A 24339-nucleotide genomic window follows, 5' to 3' on the forward strand; every position below is an offset into this window, starting at 1 on the left:
AATCAGCATGCCTCATCTGCAATCCTGTGGAGCTTGTTCCACACTAACCGTAGTCTGGATCTTGAGATGGACCCCTTTGCCCCGGAAACATTTGGCGAGCTGAACGCCCATGACTACGACGAGCGCAACGATCCAGGTACAACGGCGGAAGAAGTTGCCCTGATCCGGGAGATGGCCGGCAATGGCCGCGTCCTGGAACTGGCAATCGGCACGGGCCGGGTCGCCATTCCCCTTTCGCAAGCTGGCGTAGACATCACAGGGATCGAAGCATCGCAACTGATGGTGGACCGTATGCGGGAAAAACCTGGCGGCAAGGACATTCCGGTCATCATCGGAGACATGGCCAAAGTCGCCGTCGACGGTTCCTTTGATCTCGCCTTCCTTGTGTTCAATACAATCTTCAATCTGCAAAGCCAGGAAGAACAGATCCACTGTTTCGAAAATACCAGTAAGCATCTGAAGCCAGGCGGAACTTTTCTGGTTTCAGCCTTTGTGCCCGATTTCGGCTCTTTTCAGAACAATCAGCAGGTTGGCATTCGCCACATGGCGCGTGACAGCGTCTGGTTGGATACTTGCCGACATGATCCTGCGGGGCAGCTGCTGGAGTTTCAAAGGGTCAAAGTCACGGAAAGTGGTTTGCGTCTTGTGCCCTTGCGTTTGCGATACATCTGGCCCGCCGAAATGGACTTGATGGCCCGTATGGCCGGCCTCGTTCTCAAAGACAGGTGGGCGGCGTGGGACCGGTCTAAATTCGGACCCGACAGCAAGATGCATGTTTCAGTTTATGAAAAGAGGACTTAAACCACTAATCAACGACCTCTGTCGCTTTTGAATTTTACGTCTTTGAATACGTCGCCTCGTCCACCGCCTCAAGCCAGTCGGCGACGGAACCGTCCATCTCCTCGTGGATCGCAAGATGAACCATGGATGTCTGCGGACCGGCACCGTGCCAGTGCTTTGCACCTGGCGGGATCCAGACCACGTCCCCGGGCAGGATGGCAAGCTTGTCCTGGCCCCAGAGCTGGACGAACCCTGCCCCGTCGAGCACATGCAGGGTCTGGCCGAGCGGATGTGTGTGCCAATGGGTGCGCGCGCCCGGTTCGAAAGAGACTTTCGCGGCCCGCACCCGAGCCGGGACCGGTGCTTCGATGACCGGCTCCTGCCAGACTGTCCCTGTGAAATAGTCTGGATTGGCACGTTTGCTCGGTCTCGACCCGGCTTTGTAAACGGTCAGAAAGCTCATGGTTTCACCTCGCCGGTTACTTTCTGGCACTCGATGGCACCGTTGTGCTCATGCGCTGTGGCCAGTTGATCAGAACAACACCTGAAATGGCAAGGCAAATCCCGGCAAAAGTTTCCGCGTCCAGGCTTTCGGACAAAAAGACGACACCGAGGACAACGCCGACACCCGCGCGCAGATACGCCTGGCTGGCAGTCCCCATGGCTCCGAGCGTGATCAGCAGACGAAAGTAGATCAGAAACGCGAGCGCAGTGCAGACCACGCCAAGCATGATGGCGGCCGTCCATCCCGTTGGGCCTGGCGTGAGTGTCCAGGGCGCTTCGGTCAGAAGGCTCAGCGGCACGAGCACGAAAGACGAGCACAGAAGCATTCCGGTTGCGGGGACAATGGGCGGAAGGCCGCGAAAGAGCTGACCGCGCAGCGCCGCGACACCGTAGAGCGCTGCGCTGAAGAAGACCGCGAGTTGAGGCAGGATGTTTTCGCCGAGATTGTCAAGCGCGCCGACGCCGATGATCAGCACAACGCCGGCAAAGCCAAGCAAGGCCCCGGCGAGCTGGCGTCCGCCTGGAAGCTGGCCGCGCTTGAGCACGAGAAACGAGATCGCAAACACCCAAAGGGGCGACGTTGAATTCAAAACGCTGGAGACCGCCGTGCCTGCATATTGCTGCCCCCAGGCCAGAAGCAACCAGGGTCCGGTCCCGTTGAGAAGCGACTGAATGAAAAACAGTCGCCAGTTGTGCCGGTCGAGAGGCATGCGAATGCCGCGCAGGGCCATGACAAGCAATAAAATGAGGGAGGCCAGCGACACACGCGCGGCCATCAGGGTCGCAGGGGGAACGGTGTCCAACGCTAGGCCGATCCACATGTAAGACGAGCCCCAAAGCAGCGCCAGAACGCCGAGCAGCAGATATTCAAAAGACCGGTTTTCCATGAAAAGAAATGTCAGCCATGTAAGGCGCGGCTGTCTTCCGGCGCTTCGTCACGGTCTTCCATACCGTAGTCGCGCAGAACATGGGCAACCCGGAGACGGTAATCCTTGAAATAGTCTTCCCGGCCAACCTTCTGGGCCTGCCGATGTCCCGTGAGCCTACGCCATTCATTGAGCGCGGCCTCATCGCGGAAAAAGGAGATGGACAGAAGCTTTTCCGGATTTGTCAGGCTCTGAAACCGCTCGACGGACAAAAACCCGTCAATCTGCTCCACGAGCGGGCGCATCTTGGCAGCCATATCGAGATAGTTCTGCTTCTTGTCCGCATGCGGGATAACTTCGAAAATAACGGCGATCATATGCTTTTGTTCCTCTCCCCATGCGGTGCGGAGGCCAGTTTCAGGAAGGTGCGGTCTTCCCGCAAGATGAATTTTTCGCGTTGTGCGAACTCATAGTTCTGTTGCCCGAGAGGATCGGCGGCAAGCCGGGCGCGATAGGCTTCATAGGCAGCAAGATTTTCAATGGAATAGACACCGTATGCCAGCGTCGTGGATCCTTCATGGGGTGCAAAATAACCGACAAGATCCGCTCCGCAGCGGGGAATCGCCTGTCCCCAGTTGCGGGCATATTCTTCAAATGCTGCCTTTTTGGTCGGGTCGATGTGATAGCGAATGAAACAGGTGATCATGCTCCGGTCCTTTTCAGTTGGCCTCTAAGCCTGTTTGTGACATGGTTTTGAACATGAATGCTTCGACAAGGATCGAACTATGAAAGAAGGCCCGGACATTGCCCGTATTGGCGCGCTGATCGGAGACCCGGCACGCGCCAACATCCTGGGTGCGCTTCTGGGCGGCAAGGCGCTCACGGCAACCGAACTTGCGACTGAAGCCGGGATCACCGGCCAGACCGCGAGCTCGCACCTGAAAAAACTGGTGGACGGCAGCCTTCTTGTTCAAACCAAGCAGGGTCGGCATCGGTACTTCACGCTGGCGGGGCCGGAAGTCGCCGCCGTGCTTGAAGCCGTCATGGGATTGGCAGCGCACAAGGGTCACCTACGTGTGCGCACGGGGCCACGGGATCCGGCCATGCGCGCCGCGCGCGTGTGTTACGACCACCTCGCCGGCGACATGGCGGTACGGATTTTCGACAGCATGCAGTCGCGCGGTTTTCTGAAAGTCACACAGGAAAAGAGCGGTCTCGGCCTTACGGAGTGCGGTGAAGCCTTTGTCTGCGACGTCGGGATCGACTTGGAAGGCCTGAAGTCTGCGCGCCGCCCCCTTTGCCGCGCTTGTCTCGATTGGAGCGAGAGACGAAGCCACCTGGCCGGATCGCTGGGGGCTGCATTCCTTGCAAAGTTCCAGGACGAGGGCTGGATGAGGCGCGAAAGAGACAGCCGCGTTGTCCAAATCTCGCCAATCGGAAATGAGCGCCTCGTAAAGCTATTCCCCACCCCCTAAATAGGGATCGACAAACTTTTCTCTTGCCGGCCACGACAGCTTAAGTTGGCTTCGCAAACTTTTCAGGACTTCTTGAGACGTGTCTCAACCAAACGAAAACAAGAAATCGACCGCCCTCATCATCAAGGTCTACCCCGTTGCCCTCATATTGATAAGCCTTGCGCTGAACCTCACTGTTTTCAATGTTGAGGGCAACGCAATCGCTCTGCCGTCGCAAGACGTTCTCGCGGCACTCGCCGTCGCAAGCCTCATGCTGGTCCTCAACCACACATGGCTGATGACGAGCACCGAATTGACAAGACTGAAATATGATATCCGTGCAACGCCCGAAGAATGGATGACGAGCGGTCTTTCGAAAGGCGATGTCACTGATACCGGATTTGCTGAGCTGGAAAGGCGCCACAATGCACACAGAAACGCGACGGAGAACACGACGCTGTTCGTTTTGCTCGCCTTTCCTTTTGCATTGATATCGCCGTCGGCTCTGGCGGCCAGCGTCTGGCTGGTCGGTTTTGCGATCGGACGGCTTGGCCACACCTACAGTTTCCTGAGCGGAATGAGCGGTGCACGCGGCTTGTTCATGAGCGTCAGCCTGCTGTCTCTCTACGGTTTGGCCGGACATTTGGCGCTTGCTGTGCTGCTTTGACGAAACCAAACTCACTGGTCACTCGCTGCTCAAGCAATGTGGTGTGACGATTGCGCAGCACCGATCGCATTGCCAACAATACATCCATAGTTCGACCTTAGCCGAAGCATCAACCCGGCAGACCACCTTATGCTTGCGACCTTCGCAAGCATAGGAGATCGGAATGGATCAACTCTCTTTGTATTTGCCGGGAATTTTGCTCGCTTACTCGGCTTTTCTTCTGGCAATCATCAGTCCGGGGCCGAATGTCCTTGCCGTCATGGGAGCATCCATGAGTATAAGCCGAACAGCGGGACTGGCACTTGCGTTCGGGGTGGCAGCGGGGTCGCTCGCATGGGCGACGCTGACTGTCCTTGGGCTTTCGGCAATCGTGGCTGCCTATTCAGCCGCTCTCACGGTCATCAAGGTGGCAGGCGGGCTTTATCTGCTTTGGCTCGCGTACAAAGCTTTTCGAGCCGCGCGCTCCAACCAGGATTTCAACATCAAGCAGATTGAGGGCAGCCATCGCTCACAACTCGGTTACGCCGCGCAAGGCTTCATCATTCAGATGACCAATCCCAAAGCCGCTCTCGCCTGGATCGCCATCGTTTCGATCGGCATGCAAAAGGGGGCACCGTTTTGGGTCGGCGGCATCATTGTTGCGGGTACATTCGCTTTATCGTTGCTTATTCACGCACTTTACGCGCTTGCCTTCTCCAGCCCTGCCATGGTTGCCCTCTACAGAAGGGCAAGGCGAACCATCCAGACCTTGTTTGGCTGTTTTTTTGCGGCTGCAGGCGCGCGGCTCCTCATCAGCCGCGACTGACAGCTTAGTCCAAAACACAAAAAACCCGGCTTTCGCCGGGTTTTTTAGGAGGGTGGCAGATGCCTGGGGGCAATTCAGCATCTGATTGTCCGATTTTGTCGTTTTTGTTGGGGTCTTCGGGAGAGACCCGTTTCAAAAGCCTTACGCAGGCTCTTGCTTCCGGGGGATTGCCTCCCGCCAGGAGCGGTAAAGCCGCTGAGGCAGCCATGCGAGGCGATCCCGGTTGTAGTCCCGTCTTTGTCTAACCAGAAAAATTCTGGCTACGTGCACAGTCATTTTTTTCTCCTTCAGGACGTCGAAGCGTTGCCGCGTCCCTTCTGTAAAATAAATAATAGCGCACTGCGTGCACTTTACAAGAGTGCACTTGGTGCATTTTTGCAGAAATTTGCGAGGAAACACCTAGGTCACTCAGTTTATTCACAAAAATGGGGTGTCCCCCTGTGGAGATTCCACAGGAGGTTGGTAAACACTTGGTAAATTTCAGGAGATTTCGGCTATTCAGCAGCCACCAGTCGAGCCGGATCGTAGTTGAGAATCGGTGCCAGCCAGCGCTCGGCCAGGGCAACATCCCAGCCCTTTCGCGCCGCATAGTCTTCAATCTGATCCTTCTCGATCTTGCCAACGCCGAAGTAGTGGCTGTCCGGATGCGCGAAATAAAGACCTGAAACGGAAGATCCCGGCAGCATCGCCTTGCTTTCGGTCAGCTGGATGCCCGTGTGACGTTCAGCATCAAGCAAACGGAAAAGCGTATCCTTTTCGGTGTGGTCCGGTTGCGCCGGATAACCTGGTGCAGGACGGATGCCCTGATAGCGTTCGCCGATGATGTCCTCGGTGGAAAGGGTCTCATCAGCCGCATAACCCCAGATGTCCTTCCGAACGATTTCATGCAGCTTTTCCGCAAACGCCTCGGCGAGCCGATCCGCAAGTGCTTGGGAAAGGATCTTGTTGTAGTCGTCCCCTTCCCTTGCATATCGGGCTGCAAGCTCATCTTCACCATGTCCTGATGTGACCGCAAATCCGCCGACCCAGTCCTGGACCCCACTCTCAAGAGGCGCAACAAAGTCGCTCATCGCAACATTTGCACGCCCGCCGGCTGATCGGGACATCTGCTGGCGAAGCGTGTGGAACGTTGCCAGCTCGTCAGTGCGGCTTTCGTCGGTGAAGAGGCGGATATCGTCGCCAACTGCATTGGCCGGCCAGATACTGGCAACACCACGTGCCGTCAGAAGTTTTTTCTCCACGATCTCGTCCAGCATGCGGCGCGCATCGTCATAAAGCGCTTTTGCCGCCGGCCCGTACCTGTTGTCCGTCAGAACGGCCGGATACCGTCCCTTGATTTCCCAGGTGGCAAAGAACGGTGTCCAGTCGATCACCGGAACCAGATCTTCCAGCGGGAAGTCGTCGAATACCGTCGTCCCCGTTTTGAGCGGACCAACGGGTTGCTTGCCGTCAAAGTCGCATTTGAAGGCATTCTCGCGAGCCTTTGCGATCGAGGTGCGCTGCTGATCGCCACGGCTTGCCGCATGCTTTTCGGCAACGTCGGCATACTCGGCCCGCACATCTGCGAAATAAGGCGCGCGCCCGCCTTCACTCATCAACTTCGTTGCAACACCCACCGCGCGACCGGCATCCGTTACATAGATTGCCTGTCCGCGCTCGTAATTCGGGTGGATCTTGACTGCCGTATGGATCTTGGACGTCGTCGCACCGCCGATCAGAAGCGGAAGATCCATATTCTCGCGCTCAAGCTCGGCAGCCACATGGCACATCTCGTCCAGAGACGGCGTGATCAGCCCGCTGAGGCCGATCATGTCGACCTTTTCCGTTTTCGCGGTTTCCAGAATCTTCGCCGCAGGAACCATGACACCTAGGTCGATGACTTCGAAATTGTTGCACTGGAGAACGACACCGACGATGTTCTTGCCGATGTCGTGGACATCGCCCTTCACCGTCGCCATCAGGATTTTACCGGCCGAAGACTGGCCCGTCAGACCCTGTTCTTCCTTTTCCTTCTCCATGAAAGGCATCAGATAGGCGACGGCCTTTTTCATCACGCGCGCGGATTTCACCACTTGCGGCAGGAACATCTGTCCGGAGCCGAAGAGGTCGCCGACCACGTTCATGCCGTCCATCAAAGGCCCTTCAATCACATGAAGCGGCCTGTCGAACGCCTGGCGGGCTTCCTCCGTGTCCTCCACGACAAAATCGTCGATCCCGTGAACAAGGGCATGTTCCAGTCGCTTGGCAACGCCCCAAGTGCGCCAGGTGAGATCAGCCTCTTTCTTCTTGCCGCCCTCGCCTTTCCAGCGCTCCGCTGCTTCCAGCATCCGGTCGGTCGCGTCATCGCGCCGGTTCAGAACGACATCTTCACAGTGGTCGCGCAGATCCGCATCGAGATCGTTATAGACCGCGAGCTGACCGGCATTGACGATCGCCATGTCCATGCCCTGCTGGATGGCATGATAGAGGAACACGGAGTGCATCGCCTCGCGCACGGCCTCGTTGCCGCGGAAGGAGAAGGACAGGTTCGAAACGCCGCCCGAGACATGCGCATGCGGCAGGTTTTCACGGATCCAGCCCGTCGCCTCGATGAAGTCGACACCGTAATTGTTGTGCTCCTCGATGCCGGTCGCAACCGCGAAGATGTTCGGATCGAAGATGATATCCTCAGGCGGGAACCCGACTGTTTCAGTCAAAACCTTATAGGACCGCGCGCATATCTCGGTCTTGCGAGCAAGCGTGTCGGCCTGGCCCGTTTCGTCAAAAGCCATCACCACGACCGCCGCACCGTAACGGCGGATCAGTTTTGCCTGTTCGACAAAGGCCTCTTCACCTTCCTTGAGAGAGATTGAGTTGACGACACCCTTGCCCTGAATGCACTTGAGACCAGCCTCGATCACTGTCCACTTGGAACTGTCGATCATGACCGGAACACGGGCAATGTCCGGTTCTGCAGCAACCAGATTGAGGAACGTCACCATGGCCTCTTCGGAATCAAGCAGGCCTTCGTCCATGTTCACATCAATGATCTGGGCGCCGTTTTCGACCTGCTGACGGGCGACATCAAGCGCGGTCGCGTAGTCGTCTTCCTTGATCAGGCGGCGAAAGCGGGCTGAACCGGTCACGTTCGTACGCTCACCGATGTTGACGAAATTGGTCTCCTTGGTCAGCACGAACGGCTCAAGGCCTGACAGCCGCATATGACGGTCGACCTCCGGGATAGCGCGCGGCGCCTTGTCGGCCACCGCATCCGCGATCGCCCGGATATGCGCCGGTGTCGTGCCGCAACAGCCGCCAACGACATTTACAAGACCGGCGGAGGCAAATTCCTCGATCAGCCCGGCCATGTGTTCGGGGCTCTCGTCATATTCGCCGAACTCGTTTGGCAACCCCGCGTTCGGATAAGCGCATACCAGCGTGTCCGCCACGCGGCTGAGCTCATCCACATGAGCACGCATTTCCTTTGCCCCAAGAGCGCAGTTCAATCCGACAGTAAGCGGGTCCGCATGGCGAACCGAGTTCCAGAACGCTTCGGGTGTCTGGCCGGAGAGCGTGCGTCCGGACAGATCCGTGATCGTCCCGGAAATCATCACGGGCCGGATCTTGCCTGTTTCCTCAAAGACCTCGTCAATGGCAAACAGAGCCGCCTTGGCGTTGAGCGTATCGAAAATCGTCTCGACCAGGAGAATGTCTGCGCCTCCGGCGATCAGACCGCGTACGGCTTCTGCATAGGCAATGCGCAGATCATCGAACGAAACGGCACGATATCCGGGATTGTTGACGTCAGGCGAAATCGATGCGGTCCGGTTTGTCGGACCGAGCGCGCCTGCAACAAAACGAGGCCGGGACGGATCTTGCGCGGTGACCTGGTCACAGGCTTCCCGCGCGAGCTTCGCGCTCTCGTAGTTGAGCTCATAAGCGAGCTCTTCCATGCCATAGTCGGCCTGCGCAATGGTGGTGGATGAAAATGTATTTGTCTCAAGGATATCGGCCCCTGCATTCAGGTAGTCGACATGGATCTTTCTGATTGCGTCCGGCTGGGTAAGGCTCAGGAGGTCATTGTTTCCCTTCACATCGCTCGGCCAGTCGGCAAAGCGATCGCCGCGGTAACCGGCTTCATCCAGCTTCAGGTCCTGGATCTCGGTGCCCATGGCTCCGTCAAGAATGAGGATACGGGACTTGGCGAGGTCACGAAGGCGCTCGAAGGCGTCGGACTTGATCACGGGTACTTCCTTCCAGAGGATCCTGAGTACATTTGAGGCACGTCACGAAAGTGCCTGAGAAGTCATTTTGTCGGCGATCGGGTGCGTTGCTGGCGCGGCGCGCCCAACTTCGATCCGGTCTCATCCTGCTCGCCTTTCGCAAAGCCCCGTTCCCACGTCCCTTGCCAACAAACAAAGGGACTTGGGCAGAAGCATTTTGCGTCAGGCTGCGAGGTTTTCCGGTGCCTGCTGACCCATGCCGAGCATGTGGCAGATGGCATAGGTCAGATCCGCACGGTTCATGGTGTAGAAATGAAAGTCGTTGATGCCGCGATCGACAAGGTCCATGACCTGCTCGCAGGCAATCGACACGCCGACGAGTTTCCGGGTTTCCGGATCATTGTGGAGGCCTGCAAACCGGCGCGCGAGCCATTGCGGGATGCTGGTTCCGCATTTGGCGGAAAACACCATCGTCTGTTCAAAATTGTGGATCGGCAGAATGCCCGGCACGACGGGGATATTGATGCCGGCGGCGGCGATCCGGTCCAGATATTCGTCGAAAATGTCGTTGTCGAAGAAGTATTGGGTGATGATCCGGTCGGCACCGGCATCGACCTTGCGCTTCAGATTATCGATCTCACTCTGCCAGCTGCCACTCTCCGGGTGCTTCTCGGGATAGCCGGAAACCGAGATGTCGAAATCGGCGATCTTCTTGATCCCGGCAACGAGGTCGGAGGCGTACGGGTATCCGTTGTTATGCGGCGTATACCGGGAACCGATCCCCTCAAGCGGGTCGCCGCGCAATGCAACCAGGTGACGAACACCCAGGTTCCAGTAGTCTCTGACAATCTCGTCGACCTCACTTTGCGAAGCGCCCACGCAGGTCAGGTGCGCAGCGGGCAACAAATCGGTTTCGTTCAAAATCCGCTCGACGGTCTTGTGGGTCCGCTCCCGTGTTGATCCGCCTGCACCGTAAGTTACAGACACGAAGGACGGACCGAGCGCTTCCAGACGTTTGACTGTGGTCCAGAGCGTCTCTGCCATCTTGTCCGATTTCGGCGGAAAGAACTCGAATGACGCCGTAATTGGCGAAGGAGCAGCCTGGTGGGAGCGGCGGGAAGAAAATTCAGTCATGTCAGGCGACCTCTCGGGACGTGTCGCGCGCGGGCCAATCGGTGACGATGCGGCGATCACGGGCAAGCCAAAGTGTAACGGTTAGGTTGTTTTCGGTGTCGTCTCCCGGAACAAGGTCTGTAACCTGCTCCAGATCAAGTTCAAGCGCGTCCAGCCAGCGCTCCATTTGGTCGTGCGCGAAGCCCAGCCGGCGATGAGCGTGGCTTTCGCGCAGGAACTCCAGCTCATGAGGCGCAAAATCGACAATCATCAGGCGTCCACCCGGACGCAGGGCGCGTGTCGCCTCGGCGAGCGCGCGTGAAGGATCATCGAGGAAGTGCAGAACCTGGTGGATGGCAACGACATCAAACGATCTCGGCGGAACGTTCAGCGCGTAGACATCGCCGTGACGGACTTGCGCGCTGGTCAGGTTGGCCCGGGCAAGGTTCGCGCGCGCAACAGCCAGCATGTCGTGGGAGGCATCAACACCAAGCGCGGAAGTGTACTGGCCGGAAAAGACCTCCAGCAGGCGACCGGTTCCCGTTCCCAGATCCAGGAAAGACTGGAAGGGCTTGTCTCCAAGCGCTGAGCGCATTGCCCTTTCCACATCCTCTTCTGCCACGTGGAGCGACCGTTCCCGGTCCCATGTAAGAGCGCGCGCAGCAAAGTAGGCGGCTGCCTCTTCCGCCTTGGCTTTCCGGATCGCGCGAAACCGTTCCTGATCCGCCGCCAGAACCGGATCTTCCTTTGAAATGCGTTCAACAAGCCCCCTGGCAAGCTGCCCTTCAGGACCTTCGGCGAGACGGTAATAAACCCAGGATCCCTCCGGAAACCTGCGGATGAGATCGGCTTCGGCGAGAAGCTTTAAATGACGGGAAATGCGCGGTTGGCTTTGACCGAGGATCGCGGTTGCGTCTTTCACGGTGAGCTCGCTTTCGGCCAGCAAGGCGATGAGCCTGAGACGTGTCGCCTCGCCGACGGCACGAAGGGCGGCAAGTGTGTCTTCTACGGAAAGGGTCGGGTCGTCGGTCATTCAGCGTCGCTTCGGCCTGCAGGACATCAATGTCGATATAAAGATATCTTTATATCAATGTTATTCAAGATGCAAGCAACAGAAACATTTGCGACATGGATTTGTGAAAATACGGTGCCCAAGCGGTAAAGACGCGACCTCAGGTATCAGTCTTACATTTGACACACGGCCGATATGCAACGACACTCCCCTAATTTACGCAACGTTATTTATTGTTCTCGACCGCCAAGGCAGGCTTGAAGCGTTTTTTTAGAACCGGTAACCGCCAAGCAACTCGTCGCCTGAACCGTCGATTTCTATTGGGGACGTTTCAATGAATCTCAGCGACTGGCAAATCATTCTCGATCAACCGGCCAAAACACCTGAACTCGGCTTTGACCGATACGCACAGGCATTCACGGATATCGTGCTCAACAGTCCGCCCCGGTTCGCAATCGGCATTTTCGGCGGATGGGGCTCCGGCAAAACCACGCTGATGGAAGGCATTCAGCGGAACCTGAAAAACAACAACAACATCGTGCAGGTGGAATTCAGCGCGTGGCGCTACGAAAAAGAAGACCACCTCATTATCCCGTTGCTCGATTCTATTCAGTCTGCGCTCGAGGCATGGTTTGAAGAGCAGGGAAGCAATGACAGCAAGATAGAAGCCCTGATCAACACGATCGGTCAGGTGGCGTACTCGATCACGGCCGGGCTTTCCTTCAAAGCAGGTCTCGGCGACGCTCTGTCTGTCTCTGTCGACGCTAACAAGGTGCTGGCGACGGCCAAGAACATCAAGAAGGAAGAAGAAAAGGCAAAGATCTCCAAATCCTCCTACTTTGTGAGTTTCCAGGCCCTCAGTCAGGCATTCGAAACCTTCTCAAAGGACAACAAGGACCGTCGTATCGTCGTCTTCATCGACGATCTTGACAGGTGCCTTCCCAAAGGTGCTCTGTCGGTTCTGGAATCCATGAAGCTCTTCTTCGACCTGGACGGTTTCGTGTTCGTCGTCGGGCTCGACAAGGACGTCATCGTCTGGAGCATAGACAGCATCTACAAGACCGCCTCCAAGGAAGGTGACACGGAAGCAGCGCTCACACGTCCGATTGAGGGTGCGGACTATATCAAAAAGATTTTCCAGGTACCGTTCGAGTTGCGCCCGGTCAGCCGCGACAATGTCGAAGATCTCGTCCTGTCCATGACAACGGAAGCCAAGCTTCCTCCGGCACAGAACCAGGTCCTTCTCGACGAAATCCTCCCTCACCTTCAGTTTCTGGTCTCTGAAGGTGGCGGGGTGAACCCGAGGGACGTAAAGCGCTACATCAACAATTTCATCATGGCCTCGAAAACGCGTGATCCCGGCAAACCATTCGACAACAGCGTGTTTTTGACCCTGCAGACGCTTGCAGCAAACCCGGATTGGCAATTTGTCTACGACGCCCTTCGCGGCAGCCGTGACATGTTCCGCCTCGCGCTCGACAAATACCTGTCCGACTCGCCCGATGCGCGCGATGCCCTGCGTGGGTACGACCCATCCTTTCCCGCCTTGCCCCTCTTGTTGGAAGACTACCTGCGTGCTCCGGACCTCGGACAACCACTGGTCAAGACGGACAATTTGTCCGACTATCTGGAGATCGGTGCGGCCAACCTGGACAGTACCGAAGACGTGATTCCTGAAGGCCTCGCCACCGCAATCGCGGACCTGCGTTCGCTGCGCACCGAGGTGAGCGACTTGCCGCTCGACCCACAACCCGAGAATTCGGACCTTTCCGAACTGTCCGACAGGTTTTCGCGCATCCGCAGCTCAATTGCGAGCAATCTGCCCACCACGGAATTCCTGAAGCTGGAAAGCTACTTTCAGATCGTCGAAGACAAGCTGGGGTTCCGTTTTCCGGACGACCCGGCCGCTGATACGACGGACGTCCGGCTACCTGACGCGTGGAAAACCGAATTGGCCACGCTGTTCTATGACAGTCTGTCGGCACTGAGTTATTACGTGAACGTGGTCAGGCGCAGACCGCCTCAGCTGCAAAACACGCTTTCCTGAAAAACCGGAACACAAACGACGAGAAGCGGCGGGACGTCTGCGAAAGACGTTTGCGTCCCCCTAAGCACCCCTGCAATCCGGGGGAAAAGCCGGCCTGAGTGTCCCTGCCCTTTGCGACCTGCTACGCAAGGATCTTTTCGATAGCGCCTTCGTCCCAGAGTATTCCGGCACCCGGGACCTGCGAAGGCATCGCATGGCCGTCGGAGATTTCAGGCGTTGAGGTGGTGATTGTTCCTGCAATATCGAACCATTCCAGGATCATCGCTGTCGGGGTTGCGTTTAGCAAATGTGCGGAAATCTCTACAAAGAGGTGGCTGGCAATCGGCAAAGAGGCTTCGTCGGCCAAACTGGCTGCAGCGCGCCACCCGGTAACACCACCGATTTTCATGACATCCGGCATCGCGAGGTCAGAAGCATTCGCAGCCACGGCTTTTTTCATATCCGGGACACCCCACCAGTTCTCCCCCGTCTGGACCGGTGTTTGGATTGCAGCGCGGACTGCGGCGTGTCCCTGATAATCTGATGCATGAACAGGCTCTTCGATCCACGCGAGCCCCTCTTCGTCCAGCATATTCATGCGGCGAACGGCTTCTTCCACGTCAAAGGCCTGGTTGAAATCCGCCGCGACCCAGACGTCTTTTCCCGCAACATTGCGAATGGACCGGACGACAGCGACGTCTGTTTTCGGATCGGGATGCCCTGCCTTGATTTTGAAGGCCTGAAATCCGCGCTTCAGCGAAGCCTCGACCACCCGCGCCGTTTCGTCCGGACCCATTTGCCCCAGACTGTCGTAGACACGCACAGGCCCCGCCTTTCCGCCCAGGAGCAGACACAACGGCTTTTCTTCACGTTTTGCCGCAGCATCCCACAAGGCCATATCGATCCCGCTGATCGCCATGGCGACAAGACCCTGATTGCCCAGAAGACGGAACCGGGCATCCAGCAGTGCTGAGACAGCCACAGGTTCGGCCGTTTCGCCCACAAGACTGGTTGCGATGTTTTTTGACAGCGCTGCGAGAGGCTCAAGCGCCATGGGCGTATAGGCAAAGATATAGGTGGACCCCACGACACCATCATCAGCGATGAGATCGATCAACACCAGCGGCGCGGCTTCGAGTGTGCCTGACGCTGTTTTGTGAGGCATCTCGAGCGGCGCCATCACCGGACGTATACGGCAGTCCGAAATCCGTGCGTTCTGTTCGTTCATACTCGAAAGATAGAAGCGCTTTTGTTGAAGTGTCTAGGGTGATTGCCAGTTTGCAAATCGTGATCGGTGCCTCGAAAGAAATAGCTAACCCCACACTTTAAATAACGTCTGTTACACAAATAATCAGTAATAATTCAGCCTAAAATAATCCCAATGTCGTAAAAAAATAAACACATCAATGAAATATTTCGTAAAATTTGTTTATTAATTTCACAATTTAAACTTCAAAATATCAACTTACTGACGAATTTGATTTCTAGATTTCCAAACATAATAAATAAAAATACGGGCTGGAACTCTAGAAGAGCGCTCCCGCAAGAACAAATACTTGCAAGCGCAGTCATTAGGAAGGAGATTCCAAATGAAGATCGTGTACGTGATTGGTGTTGTTTTCGGCCTGCTGGGGCTGGCTGCCTGCAATGGAGAAAATCCCAATCAGACCGATGGAGCCGCTGATCCCAATCAAAATGTAACGCCTCAGAGCTCAGCTCCCAATACCACCGCGCCCGCGATTGGTTCTGCTGAAAGCACCCAGGCGCCTGCCCCGGTAACCACGCAGTAATCAGACCGGGAGGCGTGGAGGCAACACTTTGTCGACCGCTTTCATTTGAAGAAAGATCAATTTCATAGACTGAAATTGTCTCAGGTGGGGTCCTATTGCATTCGTTGTGGCGGCTGTCGGTGCAGAGAGCGCAAACAGCCGCCACATCACGTTTGGTTGCTGGCGCTCCGGGAGCATGGATTGCAATGCTGCGCGGGACCGGTCTGGTCAGCCTTCCTCTCGCAACCAATCAAGAAAACTGTCCGCAAGCCTCTGCTGTCGATGCCGGCCGGTAACGATGGCGCCGAAGCCTTTTTCAATTGTATGAAAACCAAATGGTGCAATCAGCCGCCCGTCTTGCAGTTCTTCTTCGATCAAGCGCCGTTCCACAAGCGCAAGTCCGAACCCGGCAAGGGCGCCCTCAATCACAAGAAACGTGTGCGCATAGGCAATAGTGTTTTCCGACACGGCTTCGATCCCGGTTCGCCGTTTGAAGTCGCCCCAAACATCACCCGGCAACTCCTGAACGCAGCGCGTCTTCGCAATCAGCGCTTTGCCTTGCTTCTTCACATCAAGCCCAGGGGCGTGAACAATGCCGAAGGAAACATCACCAAGTCTCTCAATGTCTTTCCGATCGCCGAAATCCCAGCGCAAGCGATCCCAGGTAAGAATGAGGTCGACGTCGCTGTCTGCGATCCTGGCTTTGCCCGTCATGCGGAAATTCACCTGCGCATCCGGATGGCGCTGATAGAACCTCGACAGGCGCGGCATGAGCCAGCGCATGGCGAACGTGGAACTGATGCCGATATCAAGCACAGGATTTTCTGAGCGACTGGTCAGGTCTTGCCATGCCTTTTCAACCCCGTTCAACGCGGAATGAACGGCGGCGCTGAGCAATGCTCCCTGCTCCGTCAATCGTACGCCAGCGCCATCGCGCTCAAAAAGAGGCGTTCCGGCCAAATCGGAAAGATGAGCGATCTGCTTGCTGACTGCTCCATGCGTTCGGCCCAACTCCTCAGCCGCAGCGCTCATCGATCCCAGACGTGCAGTCGCTTCGAATGCCGGCAAGGCATTCATTGGGGGCAATTTTCTCATCGCGTCTCCAAATCGGAAAACAGCCATTTCTATAAGCAAGTTACCACTTCAAGTCTTGTGAACGTTTTTCACATTGAAGAGAAATCTTCTCCATAAATTTTTTGCGTTGCGAGAGTCATAATCTAGGTAACTGGAACGACGTCGAATTGGCCCAAATCATGCCGGAATCGCTCATATTTAGAGAAAACACACGCAATGACCCGGGAAAACTCTGCTTTCGCAACACAATTGTCGCGGCGACACCTCAAACAGATCGCTCCATTCGATTCGTTCTCTTTTCTCACATAAAGTCTGGCATTCGCCATTTTAGGTCACTAACGCAGAAATGGAAGAACCGAAGACAGTTTGAAAAAGAACGCGCAAATCTCATTGAGCACGAACCGGACAGCGTCCTTCAGGACCTTGGCATTACGCGCGAGCAGCTTAAGAGCTATACCTATCGGCCGGCCCTTCGGCACCGTTTGCAATCTGCGGAGATCATACCATTCCAAGCCGCACGTTGGACCGGGAACACAGATCCGGCAGTGCAGCCGCATGAACCGGATAATCGTAAAAAGAGTGAAAGCAAACCTTAACACCTTCCGCGCACTGTCGGTGACGTCCGGGCGGCTGTCGTCCGAACGCAAGCGGAGTGGGATATCCTGGGGTGGAGAGAACTTTCGAAGCGGCGCGTCTCGACATTTCCGATCTGGCCGCAAGAATGCCTGTCGGGTCTTCTCTCGCAATCGAAACAATTCGCAAGGCCGACATGAAACGTCTGAATGGTCTTGACGGCCTGCCCTTGGCGACCTTGAGCTTGCGGTGGCTATCCGCACCGGATCTCGAAGCCGTCCCCTTGCCAGCAACGCTGACGGAACTCAGGATCTGGCATTCGTCAAAGCTCAAAAGTCTCAAAGGCATCGAGACGGCATCCGACCTGGAAACGCTTGAAGTGAGAGAAATAGGCCTTTTGGAGGACGCGGCAGCCTTGAAATTGCTTCCGAAACTGCGGAGCCTGTCGATTATTGGTGGCCCGCCCTCGCTCCAGAAAATTGCCAGCCTCGACTTTCTCGATGGCCTCCCGATTGCCGAGTTGACGCTGACGGCCATTGATGGCGCGAAACTCGATCTGACACCCGTTACACGATTGCCGAACCTGGAGCGGCTCTATCTTCATGGCCCGAATTTTCAGCCTGCCGAGCTTGCAAAGGTCGCTGCGGCCTATCCCTGGTTTTTCGACCAACTGATGGATTTGCCGGACTACTCAATTGACGGCATGCCGTGCAAAAAGTGTCGCAAGCGCCGAAAAGAACTGTTTCTAAAAGGCAAAAAAGGGCTCTGGTGCCCGCAGTGCGAAAGCAAAGGGCTTACAAAGGTCCTCGCCGATTTCTCTGAGCTTGTCGCCTCGTTCCGGTCAGTTTGACCGTCTGAAGCGGCGCTTTGCGAGGCCTAGAATATCTCCTTTGACAATGAGACCGTCAGGACACCCAGTTAAAGCCAACGGCAACCGCATTCGTAAATCGCGCCTTTCCAGGCTTTTCCCGAATTGCTCTATGAAAACTGGATCTCCTGCGCATGCTTCACCTCGACCACATCACTATCATTGCGCCAACACTTGAAGAGGGTGCCGAGCATGTCCGCAATTGCCTGGACATCGAGGTCCCTTTTGGAACGCGTCACCTTTACATGGGCACGCACAATCACCGGCTCCAGCTCGGAGACCGCATCTATCTCGAGATCGTCGCATTGGACCCCAAAGGAACGGCACCCGGCCGTGCCCGTTGGTTTGGCCTGGACGATCAAAGATCGGTCAGAAAAGACTGGGAAAGCGGCAGGCGCTTGCGGGGATGGGTCGCAAACATAAGTTCCTTCAGGAACTTGCCACCTGCACACCGGAGTATTTTCGGCGAAGAAACCGCCCTTCCCGTCGACACACCAGGGTTTTCGTTCTCCATTCCGCAAGATGGTTCGCTGCCTCTGGATGGGGCCGCACCGTCGCTGATCGATCATTGGGGCAATCCGACAGCCATGGCCGATATTCCGGACTTGGGCGCCCGGCTTCGCGCGTTCTCGCTGGAGCACCCCGAGCCGGAGGCTATAGGGTCGCTCTACCGGGATCTTCAAATCGGCCGGCAGCCATCAATCGCCAAGGGCGCGCAGGTGCGTTACGAGGCAAAGATAGATACGCCGGCGGGTGTGAGAACCCTGACTTAAGCCACGTTTGCTTTGCCGGGCAATGCCCGTTCAAGAGCCCGGTCTGGCGAGCATGTGATCAAAGTTGCCCGCCTGAACACATTCGGGCAGCGTATTTGTGCTGACAAGCTCGGTTCCCAGGAGCTCCATTTCATAAAGCTTCTGAATGTCGCTCGTATCGACCGTTTGACCGTGAACGACCGAGTCCAGTTTGGTCTTGAACGCTTCCAGTCCGCCCATCGATGAAAAATGCCACCCCGCGTGCGGCAATATCTTCACTGGTCGGCTGATACCCGACAGACTGTTGTTGCGGACCCTGAGAAACGGTTGGGCGGCAATATCGGGCACGTAGGATTTCTTCGTCATCCGCGCCTTCGTGCGCCGAAGCTGTTGCGGCGTTGTCAGATATCGGTGTTGCAGCATCCGGCTTCCAAGCAGCCAGGTCTTGTCAGGGACGATCCGGTTGAGATGATGCTTGTGAAGGCTTTGTTCAAAAACAAGGAGCCGCCCCTTGTAAAGACGCTTTTCGAGCACGCGCTCAAGCACATGGCCGCGCACAACTTCATCGACATCGGACAACATGACCAGGTCATCCGGATCACACTTCTCAAGCCCTTGCGAGATGCAATTGCGCTGATAATTCTCTCGTTCCCAGTCCTTCTTGCGCCGGTTTTTGTAGACGCCGAGTGCGGGAGGCAACTCCTCTGGAAACCTGATCTGCAAATCGATAATCTTGTCGGCCCAAGGAGCGAACCGTTCGCGGTTTTCGTCGAAGTAAAAGGGCTTGGGTGCACCTCGCTGTGTCTGGTCCGCTTCCACCAGAACGAAACGGTCGACATGATCGCCCATTTCCCGCAGACGGATCTCGAGCAAATCGAATTCGTTATGAAAAACAAAACAGTCGTAAAGCATTTTCGTCTCTATCGCCGGGCTGTCCTTTAAAGGCTTTTCCAGAGCCGGAATTTCGCTCTCATCGCCTTTTCCTCCAGGAAGCGCCTCGCCTTGAAACCGGCAGGAAGGTGCAAGCTCTGCGCCGTGTAGTCTCCCGACAGGAAGGCGCTTTCAAACCGGCGCATGACAGATTGCGGTCTGTAGGGTTCGACCGACGATCGGGCAAGATCCATGTCGCGTATGTCGGGTTCGTATTCGGTCAGCAGGCTCTCAAGATCTTTGCGGGTGCGGTAGAGCCACGCCTGTTTCGGGCTCATCACAACATGGTTTTGATCCATGCCTCCAGCCCAGCTGAAAACCGGTTTGCCGAAAAACAGGAATTCGGCGATTGCGAGACCGAAACTTTCACCGATCTTCTTGGCATTAATTCCCGCATCACAGGTGGCCAGGAAGCGAGCTTTTTCAGCAGTTCCCACAATGGGCGGCAGAAACAGTGCGCGCGAGTGGTCGATGAATTTTTCCGTATTTACGAAGAGAAAATAGAGGTTTGACCGTCTTTCCAACGCGGTTTCAACAGCCTTGTGCGCAAATGGCAGATTGAACTGGTCGAACCCACCGTACCGGCCAACAACAAAGGCGTCATCCGGTATGCCCAGATCCGGGCGAAGACTGCTGCCGGCGTCCGGAAGATCAACGATGTGAGGCACGGCCGGGGCACGCCCTCCCGTCATCCAGTCAGACAACCAATCTGAAACGTAGGCATATACATCACCATGCGGTTCAAAGTGCCGGAAAACCGCGTGCACTCCGGTGCGCTCTGCGCTGATTTCAAGCGGCCGCTTTCGCCCGTCCCGGATAAAATAGCAAAAATCCAGATTGTCGCGCTCACTCAGGCGACGCGCATCCTGCCCCAGCGAAACTGGCACCAGGCGAAGAGATTTTTGAAACTTTTCGACAACCGAAGCATCACTGCCTGTCTCGGCATAGTAGACCACAGCCTCGTGGCCGAGAACGGTTTGCACGCCGAGCGCATAGTCGTGGAGCGCGACGCTCATCCCGCGCTCGTTAATGGCGCCAGCCTGAAATCCGATCAGCATTCCGGTCCCGTTTGTTCCTGGTTGCGGGACCGATACAGGGTTTCGACTTCAAGGTCCATGAATTTGAACGCGGCGCGGCATCAGCATCGCCAACCCGTGGCAGGCAACGACCGGGCAGGGTTTCAGAGTTGATCGGTCGCTCCCTCGCTACCCGCTTCGTCAGGATCAAAAATACCTGCTGCACCACCCCCTGCTGCGGCAGCCTGGATGGCGGCCTGTACAGCCGCTCTTGCCGACTCGGGCGACACTTGACCTTCGCCATTTTCGCCGGCAACCCGCACGGTAACCTGACGGTGGGCAAACTTGATGCCATTTTGCTCGAACAGATCCCGCAAGCCCGCATAAACGATCTTGCGGAGTTCGAATTGCTTTCCAGGCTTGGTCGTGAACTTCACACGCGCGATCATGGCTGAATCTTCCATCGACATGATGCCCTGCGACTTCAGCGGGGCCAGGAACATCGGCCCGTAATATTCATCCTGCAGGAGCTCCTTGCCGAAGTTCTTGATCAGCTTGCGCATCTTTTCCACGTCCGTGTCATAGGTGACACGGAAGGCAAGTTTCATCACGGCCCAGTCACGCGAGAAGTTTTCGACCTGCTGGATTTCCCCGAACGGAATGGTTGTCAGAGCGCCGCGGTGATGCCGCAGCTGCATCGAACGGATCGAAATCTTCTCAACCACCCCCTTGGCGCTGCCAATGTCGATGTACTCGCCTTTGCGGAAGGCATCATCGACCAGGTAGAACGCGCCTGAAAAGATATCACGGATAAGGGTCTGCGCACCAAAGCCGATCGCGAGGCCAACCACCCCGGCACCTGCAAAGAGCGGCGCAATGTTCACGCCAAGCTCGGACAGAACGACCATGGCGGCAATGACGACAATCGTGATCAGGAGGAAATTCCGGAATATCGGAAGAAGCGTCGCAATACGGCTTTCACCGGCACCACCGACCTCGACTTCCTCATCCTCCTCCGCCGGCGCTTCCTTGGCGATCTGCCGGTCGATAACGATCTTCACCGCCTCATAGGACATGTAGCCAAGGAATGTGACGAGCAGAACCTCAACGAAAGAGCCGATCAAAGAACTGCTGCCGGCAAGCGGCACACCCCACCATGACGCCAGAAGATCGAAGGAAGCAAACAGGACGAGGATCACGGCCCCGCGATCGAACAAATCCCGAAAAGGCGAACGCTGTGCTTCCCGTTCGGCTGCTTCCGCACGTGCCTGGGCCATTGCGCTTTCCGGGTCGTCCTGCAGACCCTCGCTTTCGTCTGTCCGCTTGATGTCCTCGGCAATTTTCGCCTGAACGTCCGCCGTATCCAGTCTTGGAAGCAGAACCTTGTCGATAATCAGCACAAGGATGCCGTAGGCCACCGATGCCAGCAACATGACCTGCAGCGGCGCGCCGACAAGCCCGGTCGCATCGGGCAGATCCAGAAGGATGCGGACAGCGGAAATGCCCCAGGCGACAACAAAGTAGAAGACCGCAACAAAGTGCCAGACATTTGCCAGAACCTTGCGCCAGATCGGCGCTCCAGCCCCTGCCTCGCCCCGTATCAGACGCGCAATCACCTTCCTGTAAGCGATCGAAATTCCGATCAGAATGATCATGGACAGGGCCGAAGCACCAATGAGCGCGATCTTGTGCGCGTCCTGAGACAGCCCGAGCCGTTCCATCCACAGGCAGAAGCCAATGGTAAAGAGCGATACCGCACTTCCGATAAGAAGCGCCTTGTAGAGACTACCGGCCTCCTGGCCGGACATGTTCAAGAGGCGGTGGCTGTCCGCGTCCGGCGCAAGGAGATTGAGAAAAATGATGCGAAGAACGAGAAAAGAAGCGAAAACACCAAAAACCACCAGAGCTGTCTGGTTGGCGGCTTCCAAACCTGAGCCGACCACGAGATAGACCAGAACGGCGACGATGAAGAAAAGCACAACGCCGACTATCATCAGGAGTGCGCGCAGGAACAGATAGATGATCTTGTCAGACCGGCTATAGACGTTTTCATGGTACATGCCCACGAAGTGCCTGCGGCCCCATCTGGCAAGCAGTGTCATCGCCAGAACGCCGAAAATAATGCCGGCAGCTATGTCGATGAGTGCCGTTGGTATCCAACTCAGGCCACGCCCTTCTCCCTCAGCTCTCAAGGTCCACAACATCGTCTGGTGGATGATTGGGATTTCTTTCAGGATCGTCTTGAAAACGTCCCGCGCCGAAACGGCCTGGTCCACGAACTGGTCAGCTTCCTGGAGGATACCGGCACCTTCACCAGCCTGTACTGCGTTCTGTGTTCCTGTTTCATTCGTGTCGGCCGCTTTGGGATCGGCAGCTTCATTGTTCTCGGTGCTGTCATCCGACGCCAATCCGGTCACGACACCCGTCAGACCTTGAGCCTCAGCTGCGTTTGATCCGAAACCGATCCCGGGTGCAAACGACAAGAACGCTACCAGGGCAAAGGTGAGCACCCATGCTGCTGTTGATCTGGAAACAGAATTTGGGAAGCGGATATCGGTCGCTAACATTTTGGCCCCGTGCGAGTCGCTGTTTTTTCTTTGCCTCTGTTAAGCACGGTTCCGTACAATTTGAAAGAAACCAGCCATTACCGCATCCGGAGGCATCAAGCGCAAAGACAGGATGAAAACAAAAAGCCCGGCTGGGCACCGGGCTTTCGCATTATCTATTTCCTGGACTGGGAACGCGTCAGCTGACCACGTTGGTGTTCCAGTGTGACATCTTGCGTTTCGCCTCCGCGACTGTCAGCCGGGCAAAATACGCTATAGCGAGATTGCGCACCTCCGGAGTGAGACGGTGACGCCAGGGTCCGATCGACAAGAGCGCGCTGACGGAGATGGAGGAAAACCCGAACGCTTTTGCCAGAACGATAAACGGTTCGGGATTGGGGCTGACCATGCAATGGCTTAGCTCCTCAACATCGCCGCGGATCATCAGGGCAAATGTTGCGACCGCCTCAGCAAAACGGTCTTCGGACGCAAACCGGCGCAAGGCGGCCTCGTTCACCATGCCGCGTTTTGCGAGCAGCATCACACGCGCTTTTGCCGTGTCGAAATCGTATCGCCCAAGCCAATACTGATTGGACATATGCTGCGCGGCGATATCGGCCGCTTCTCCGACACGTTCCGCCGCCTCGCTTTGCCCGCTATCGCGCAGCTTTTTGCGCACTTCGTCGCTTGCGATCGCAACAAGGCTCGATATGTGAGCTTCGGCGAGGTCTCCTCGGTCACTCAGGAAGTTCTGCAGGGTTGCATCTGAAGCCGCGTCGCTGATGAGCGATTGGACGGACGCGTCGGAAAGACTTGCCCCATCATTGCTTGCAACCTTGCGCTTCACTTTCAGATCGCCTCGCTGTACGAGAATATCCGTGACATTCTCGGAAAGCACTTCACGTTGCGCGATGGCATAGCAATGCGAATTGCCACGTTTTTCGGCGATCGAAATCAGGTCCTCATCACTGAGAATGGATGAGCGCAGAAGGATCGGTTCAGCGACCTCAATATCGTCATCAGCAAGCCGCCGGATTGTGTCCAGAGGACCGCGGCGCAGACCTGACATCTGCTCGGAGACGTATCGTCGAACTTCAGATTCCACCATGTCGACGAGCCGGAGCAGAACAGAATCGTAAACACCTACCTGTTCGTCCGAACACCTTTCCGATGTCAACGCGAAGAGGGCTGCAACATGCCGGGCAAGCTCTGCTTTCCGGGCGCTGCCAGCTTCCCCGGTCAGCTCCGAAAAGTTCACCAGTTCGGTTTTCAAGGCTTCACTCATGCTTCGATACCAGTTTTCAGATGTGCCGTTGCGGCGTCTTATCGAAAATGGATGTGAGACTTAAAGAAGAACCCAACAGGAATGTCGGGAATGTAAT

At 56.3% G+C, this 24339-nt stretch carries 21 protein-coding genes; 8 read left to right on the forward strand and 13 right to left on the reverse strand.

The window, feature by feature from the left end:
• Positions 1-66: 66 nt before the first annotated feature.
• Positions 67-801: a class I SAM-dependent methyltransferase gene (locus tag ABVF61_RS02670; RefSeq protein WP_353991980.1), complete on the forward strand. Its 735-nt coding sequence runs from the start codon at positions 67-69 to the stop codon at positions 799-801.
• 34 nt (positions 802-835) lie between these two features.
• Here the strand turns inward: ABVF61_RS02670 and ABVF61_RS02675 are convergent, their stop codons facing one another.
• The 4 genes from ABVF61_RS02675 to ABVF61_RS02690 are packed head-to-tail and all read right to left on the reverse strand — an operon-like array spanning position 836 to position 2856.
• Positions 836-1243, reverse strand: a complete 408-nt coding sequence (locus ABVF61_RS02675) for a (R)-mandelonitrile lyase (protein ID WP_353991981.1) — start codon at positions 1241-1243, stop codon at positions 836-838.
• A 16-nt stretch (positions 1244-1259) separates the two neighbouring features.
• Positions 1260-2171 (reverse strand): DMT family transporter, encoded by a 912-nt coding sequence (locus ABVF61_RS02680; protein WP_353991982.1) that lies wholly within the window; start codon positions 2169-2171, stop codon positions 1260-1262.
• 11 nt (positions 2172-2182) lie between these two features.
• Positions 2183-2527: an antibiotic biosynthesis monooxygenase family protein gene (locus ABVF61_RS02685; RefSeq protein WP_353991983.1), complete on the reverse strand. Its 345-nt coding sequence runs from the start codon at positions 2525-2527 to the stop codon at positions 2183-2185.
• The gene (locus ABVF61_RS02690) at positions 2524-2856 is read right to left on the reverse strand and encodes an NIPSNAP family protein (RefSeq protein WP_353991984.1); all 333 of its coding nucleotides are present in this window, start codon (positions 2854-2856) and stop codon (positions 2524-2526) included. Before ABVF61_RS02690 ends, ABVF61_RS02685 begins: the two co-directional genes overlap by 4 nt.
• Positions 2857-2935: 79 nt before the next feature.
• Here ABVF61_RS02690 and ABVF61_RS02695 point away from each other — a divergent pair, with 79 nt between their 5' ends.
• The 3 genes from ABVF61_RS02695 to ABVF61_RS02705 all read left to right on the forward strand — a co-directional run bounded on the left by ABVF61_RS02695 (position 2936) and on the right by ABVF61_RS02705 (position 5076).
• Positions 2936-3625 carry an ArsR/SmtB family transcription factor gene (locus ABVF61_RS02695; protein ID WP_353991985.1) on the forward strand — a complete coding sequence of 230 codons (690 nt, stop codon included), beginning with the start codon at positions 2936-2938 and terminating at the stop codon, positions 3623-3625.
• A gap of 79 nt (positions 3626-3704) precedes the next feature.
• On the forward strand, positions 3705-4271 hold the full coding sequence (locus ABVF61_RS02700) for an MAPEG family protein (protein WP_353991986.1): 567 nt from the start codon (positions 3705-3707) through the stop codon (positions 4269-4271).
• 163 nt (positions 4272-4434) lie between these two features.
• Positions 4435-5076 carry a LysE family translocator gene (locus tag ABVF61_RS02705; RefSeq protein ID WP_353991987.1) on the forward strand — a complete coding sequence of 214 codons (642 nt, stop codon included), beginning with the start codon at positions 4435-4437 and terminating at the stop codon, positions 5074-5076.
• A gap of 494 nt (positions 5077-5570) precedes the next feature.
• On the opposite strand, the gene metH is transcribed toward ABVF61_RS02705, so the two are convergent.
• From metH to ABVF61_RS02720, 3 genes are all read right to left on the reverse strand, one after another.
• Positions 5571-9299: a methionine synthase gene (metH, locus tag ABVF61_RS02710; RefSeq protein WP_353991988.1), complete on the reverse strand. Its 3729-nt coding sequence runs from the start codon at positions 9297-9299 to the stop codon at positions 5571-5573.
• A gap of 201 nt (positions 9300-9500) precedes the next feature.
• The gene (gene metF / locus ABVF61_RS02715; RefSeq protein WP_353991989.1) at positions 9501-10412 is read right to left on the reverse strand and encodes a methylenetetrahydrofolate reductase [NAD(P)H]; all 912 of its coding nucleotides are present in this window, start codon (positions 10410-10412) and stop codon (positions 9501-9503) included.
• Position 10413: 1 nt separating this feature from the next.
• Positions 10414-11424, reverse strand: coding sequence for an ArsR/SmtB family transcription factor (locus ABVF61_RS02720; protein ID WP_353991990.1), 1011 nt, complete (start codon positions 11422-11424; stop codon positions 10414-10416).
• Positions 11425-11737: 313 nt separating this feature from the next.
• On the opposite strand from ABVF61_RS02720, the gene ABVF61_RS02725 reads away from it, so the two are divergent.
• The gene (locus ABVF61_RS02725; protein ID WP_353991991.1) at positions 11738-13450 is read left to right on the forward strand and encodes a KAP family P-loop NTPase fold protein; all 1713 of its coding nucleotides are present in this window, start codon (positions 11738-11740) and stop codon (positions 13448-13450) included.
• A 121-nt stretch (positions 13451-13571) separates the two neighbouring features.
• On the opposite strand, the gene ABVF61_RS02730 is transcribed toward ABVF61_RS02725, so the two are convergent.
• Positions 13572-14657, reverse strand: coding sequence for an enolase C-terminal domain-like protein (locus ABVF61_RS02730; protein ID WP_353991992.1), 1086 nt, complete (start codon positions 14655-14657; stop codon positions 13572-13574).
• A gap of 361 nt (positions 14658-15018) precedes the next feature.
• Here ABVF61_RS02730 and ABVF61_RS02735 point away from each other — a divergent pair, with 361 nt between their 5' ends.
• Positions 15019-15219 carry a hypothetical protein gene (locus ABVF61_RS02735; RefSeq protein ID WP_353991993.1) on the forward strand — a complete coding sequence of 67 codons (201 nt, stop codon included), beginning with the start codon at positions 15019-15021 and terminating at the stop codon, positions 15217-15219.
• Positions 15220-15426: 207 nt separating this feature from the next.
• On the opposite strand, the gene ABVF61_RS02740 is transcribed toward ABVF61_RS02735, so the two are convergent.
• Complete coding sequence (locus tag ABVF61_RS02740) at positions 15427-16293, reverse strand: LysR substrate-binding domain-containing protein (protein WP_353991994.1); 867 nt, start codon at positions 16291-16293, stop codon at positions 15427-15429.
• A 646-nt stretch (positions 16294-16939) separates the two neighbouring features.
• Here ABVF61_RS02740 and ABVF61_RS02745 point away from each other — a divergent pair.
• Both ABVF61_RS02745 and ABVF61_RS02750 read left to right on the forward strand, forming a co-directional pair.
• Positions 16940-17695 (forward strand): hypothetical protein, encoded by a 756-nt coding sequence (locus tag ABVF61_RS02745; protein WP_353991995.1) that lies wholly within the window; start codon positions 16940-16942, stop codon positions 17693-17695.
• Between the two features lie 152 nt (positions 17696-17847).
• Positions 17848-18486 carry a VOC family protein gene (locus tag ABVF61_RS02750; RefSeq protein ID WP_353991996.1) on the forward strand — a complete coding sequence of 213 codons (639 nt, stop codon included), beginning with the start codon at positions 17848-17850 and terminating at the stop codon, positions 18484-18486.
• A gap of 30 nt (positions 18487-18516) precedes the next feature.
• Here the strand turns inward: ABVF61_RS02750 and ABVF61_RS02755 are convergent, their stop codons facing one another.
• From ABVF61_RS02755 to ABVF61_RS02770, 4 genes are all read right to left on the reverse strand, one after another.
• The gene (locus ABVF61_RS02755) at positions 18517-19377 is read right to left on the reverse strand and encodes a glycosyltransferase family 17 protein (protein ID WP_353991997.1); all 861 of its coding nucleotides are present in this window, start codon (positions 19375-19377) and stop codon (positions 18517-18519) included.
• A 26-nt stretch (positions 19378-19403) separates the two neighbouring features.
• Positions 19404-20453, reverse strand: a complete 1050-nt coding sequence (locus ABVF61_RS02760) for a glycosyltransferase family protein (protein WP_353991998.1) — start codon at positions 20451-20453, stop codon at positions 19404-19406.
• A gap of 122 nt (positions 20454-20575) precedes the next feature.
• Positions 20576-22978 (reverse strand): mechanosensitive ion channel family protein, encoded by a 2403-nt coding sequence (locus ABVF61_RS02765; protein WP_353991999.1) that lies wholly within the window; start codon positions 22976-22978, stop codon positions 20576-20578.
• A gap of 178 nt (positions 22979-23156) precedes the next feature.
• Positions 23157-24242 (reverse strand): DUF2336 domain-containing protein, encoded by a 1086-nt coding sequence (locus ABVF61_RS02770; protein ID WP_353992000.1) that lies wholly within the window; start codon positions 24240-24242, stop codon positions 23157-23159.
• Positions 24243-24339 lie beyond the last annotated feature (97 nt).

Origin of the sequence: Roseibium sp. HPY-6, from assembly GCF_040530035.1 — a bacterium.
Lineage (GTDB): Bacteria > Pseudomonadota > Alphaproteobacteria > Rhizobiales > Stappiaceae > Roseibium.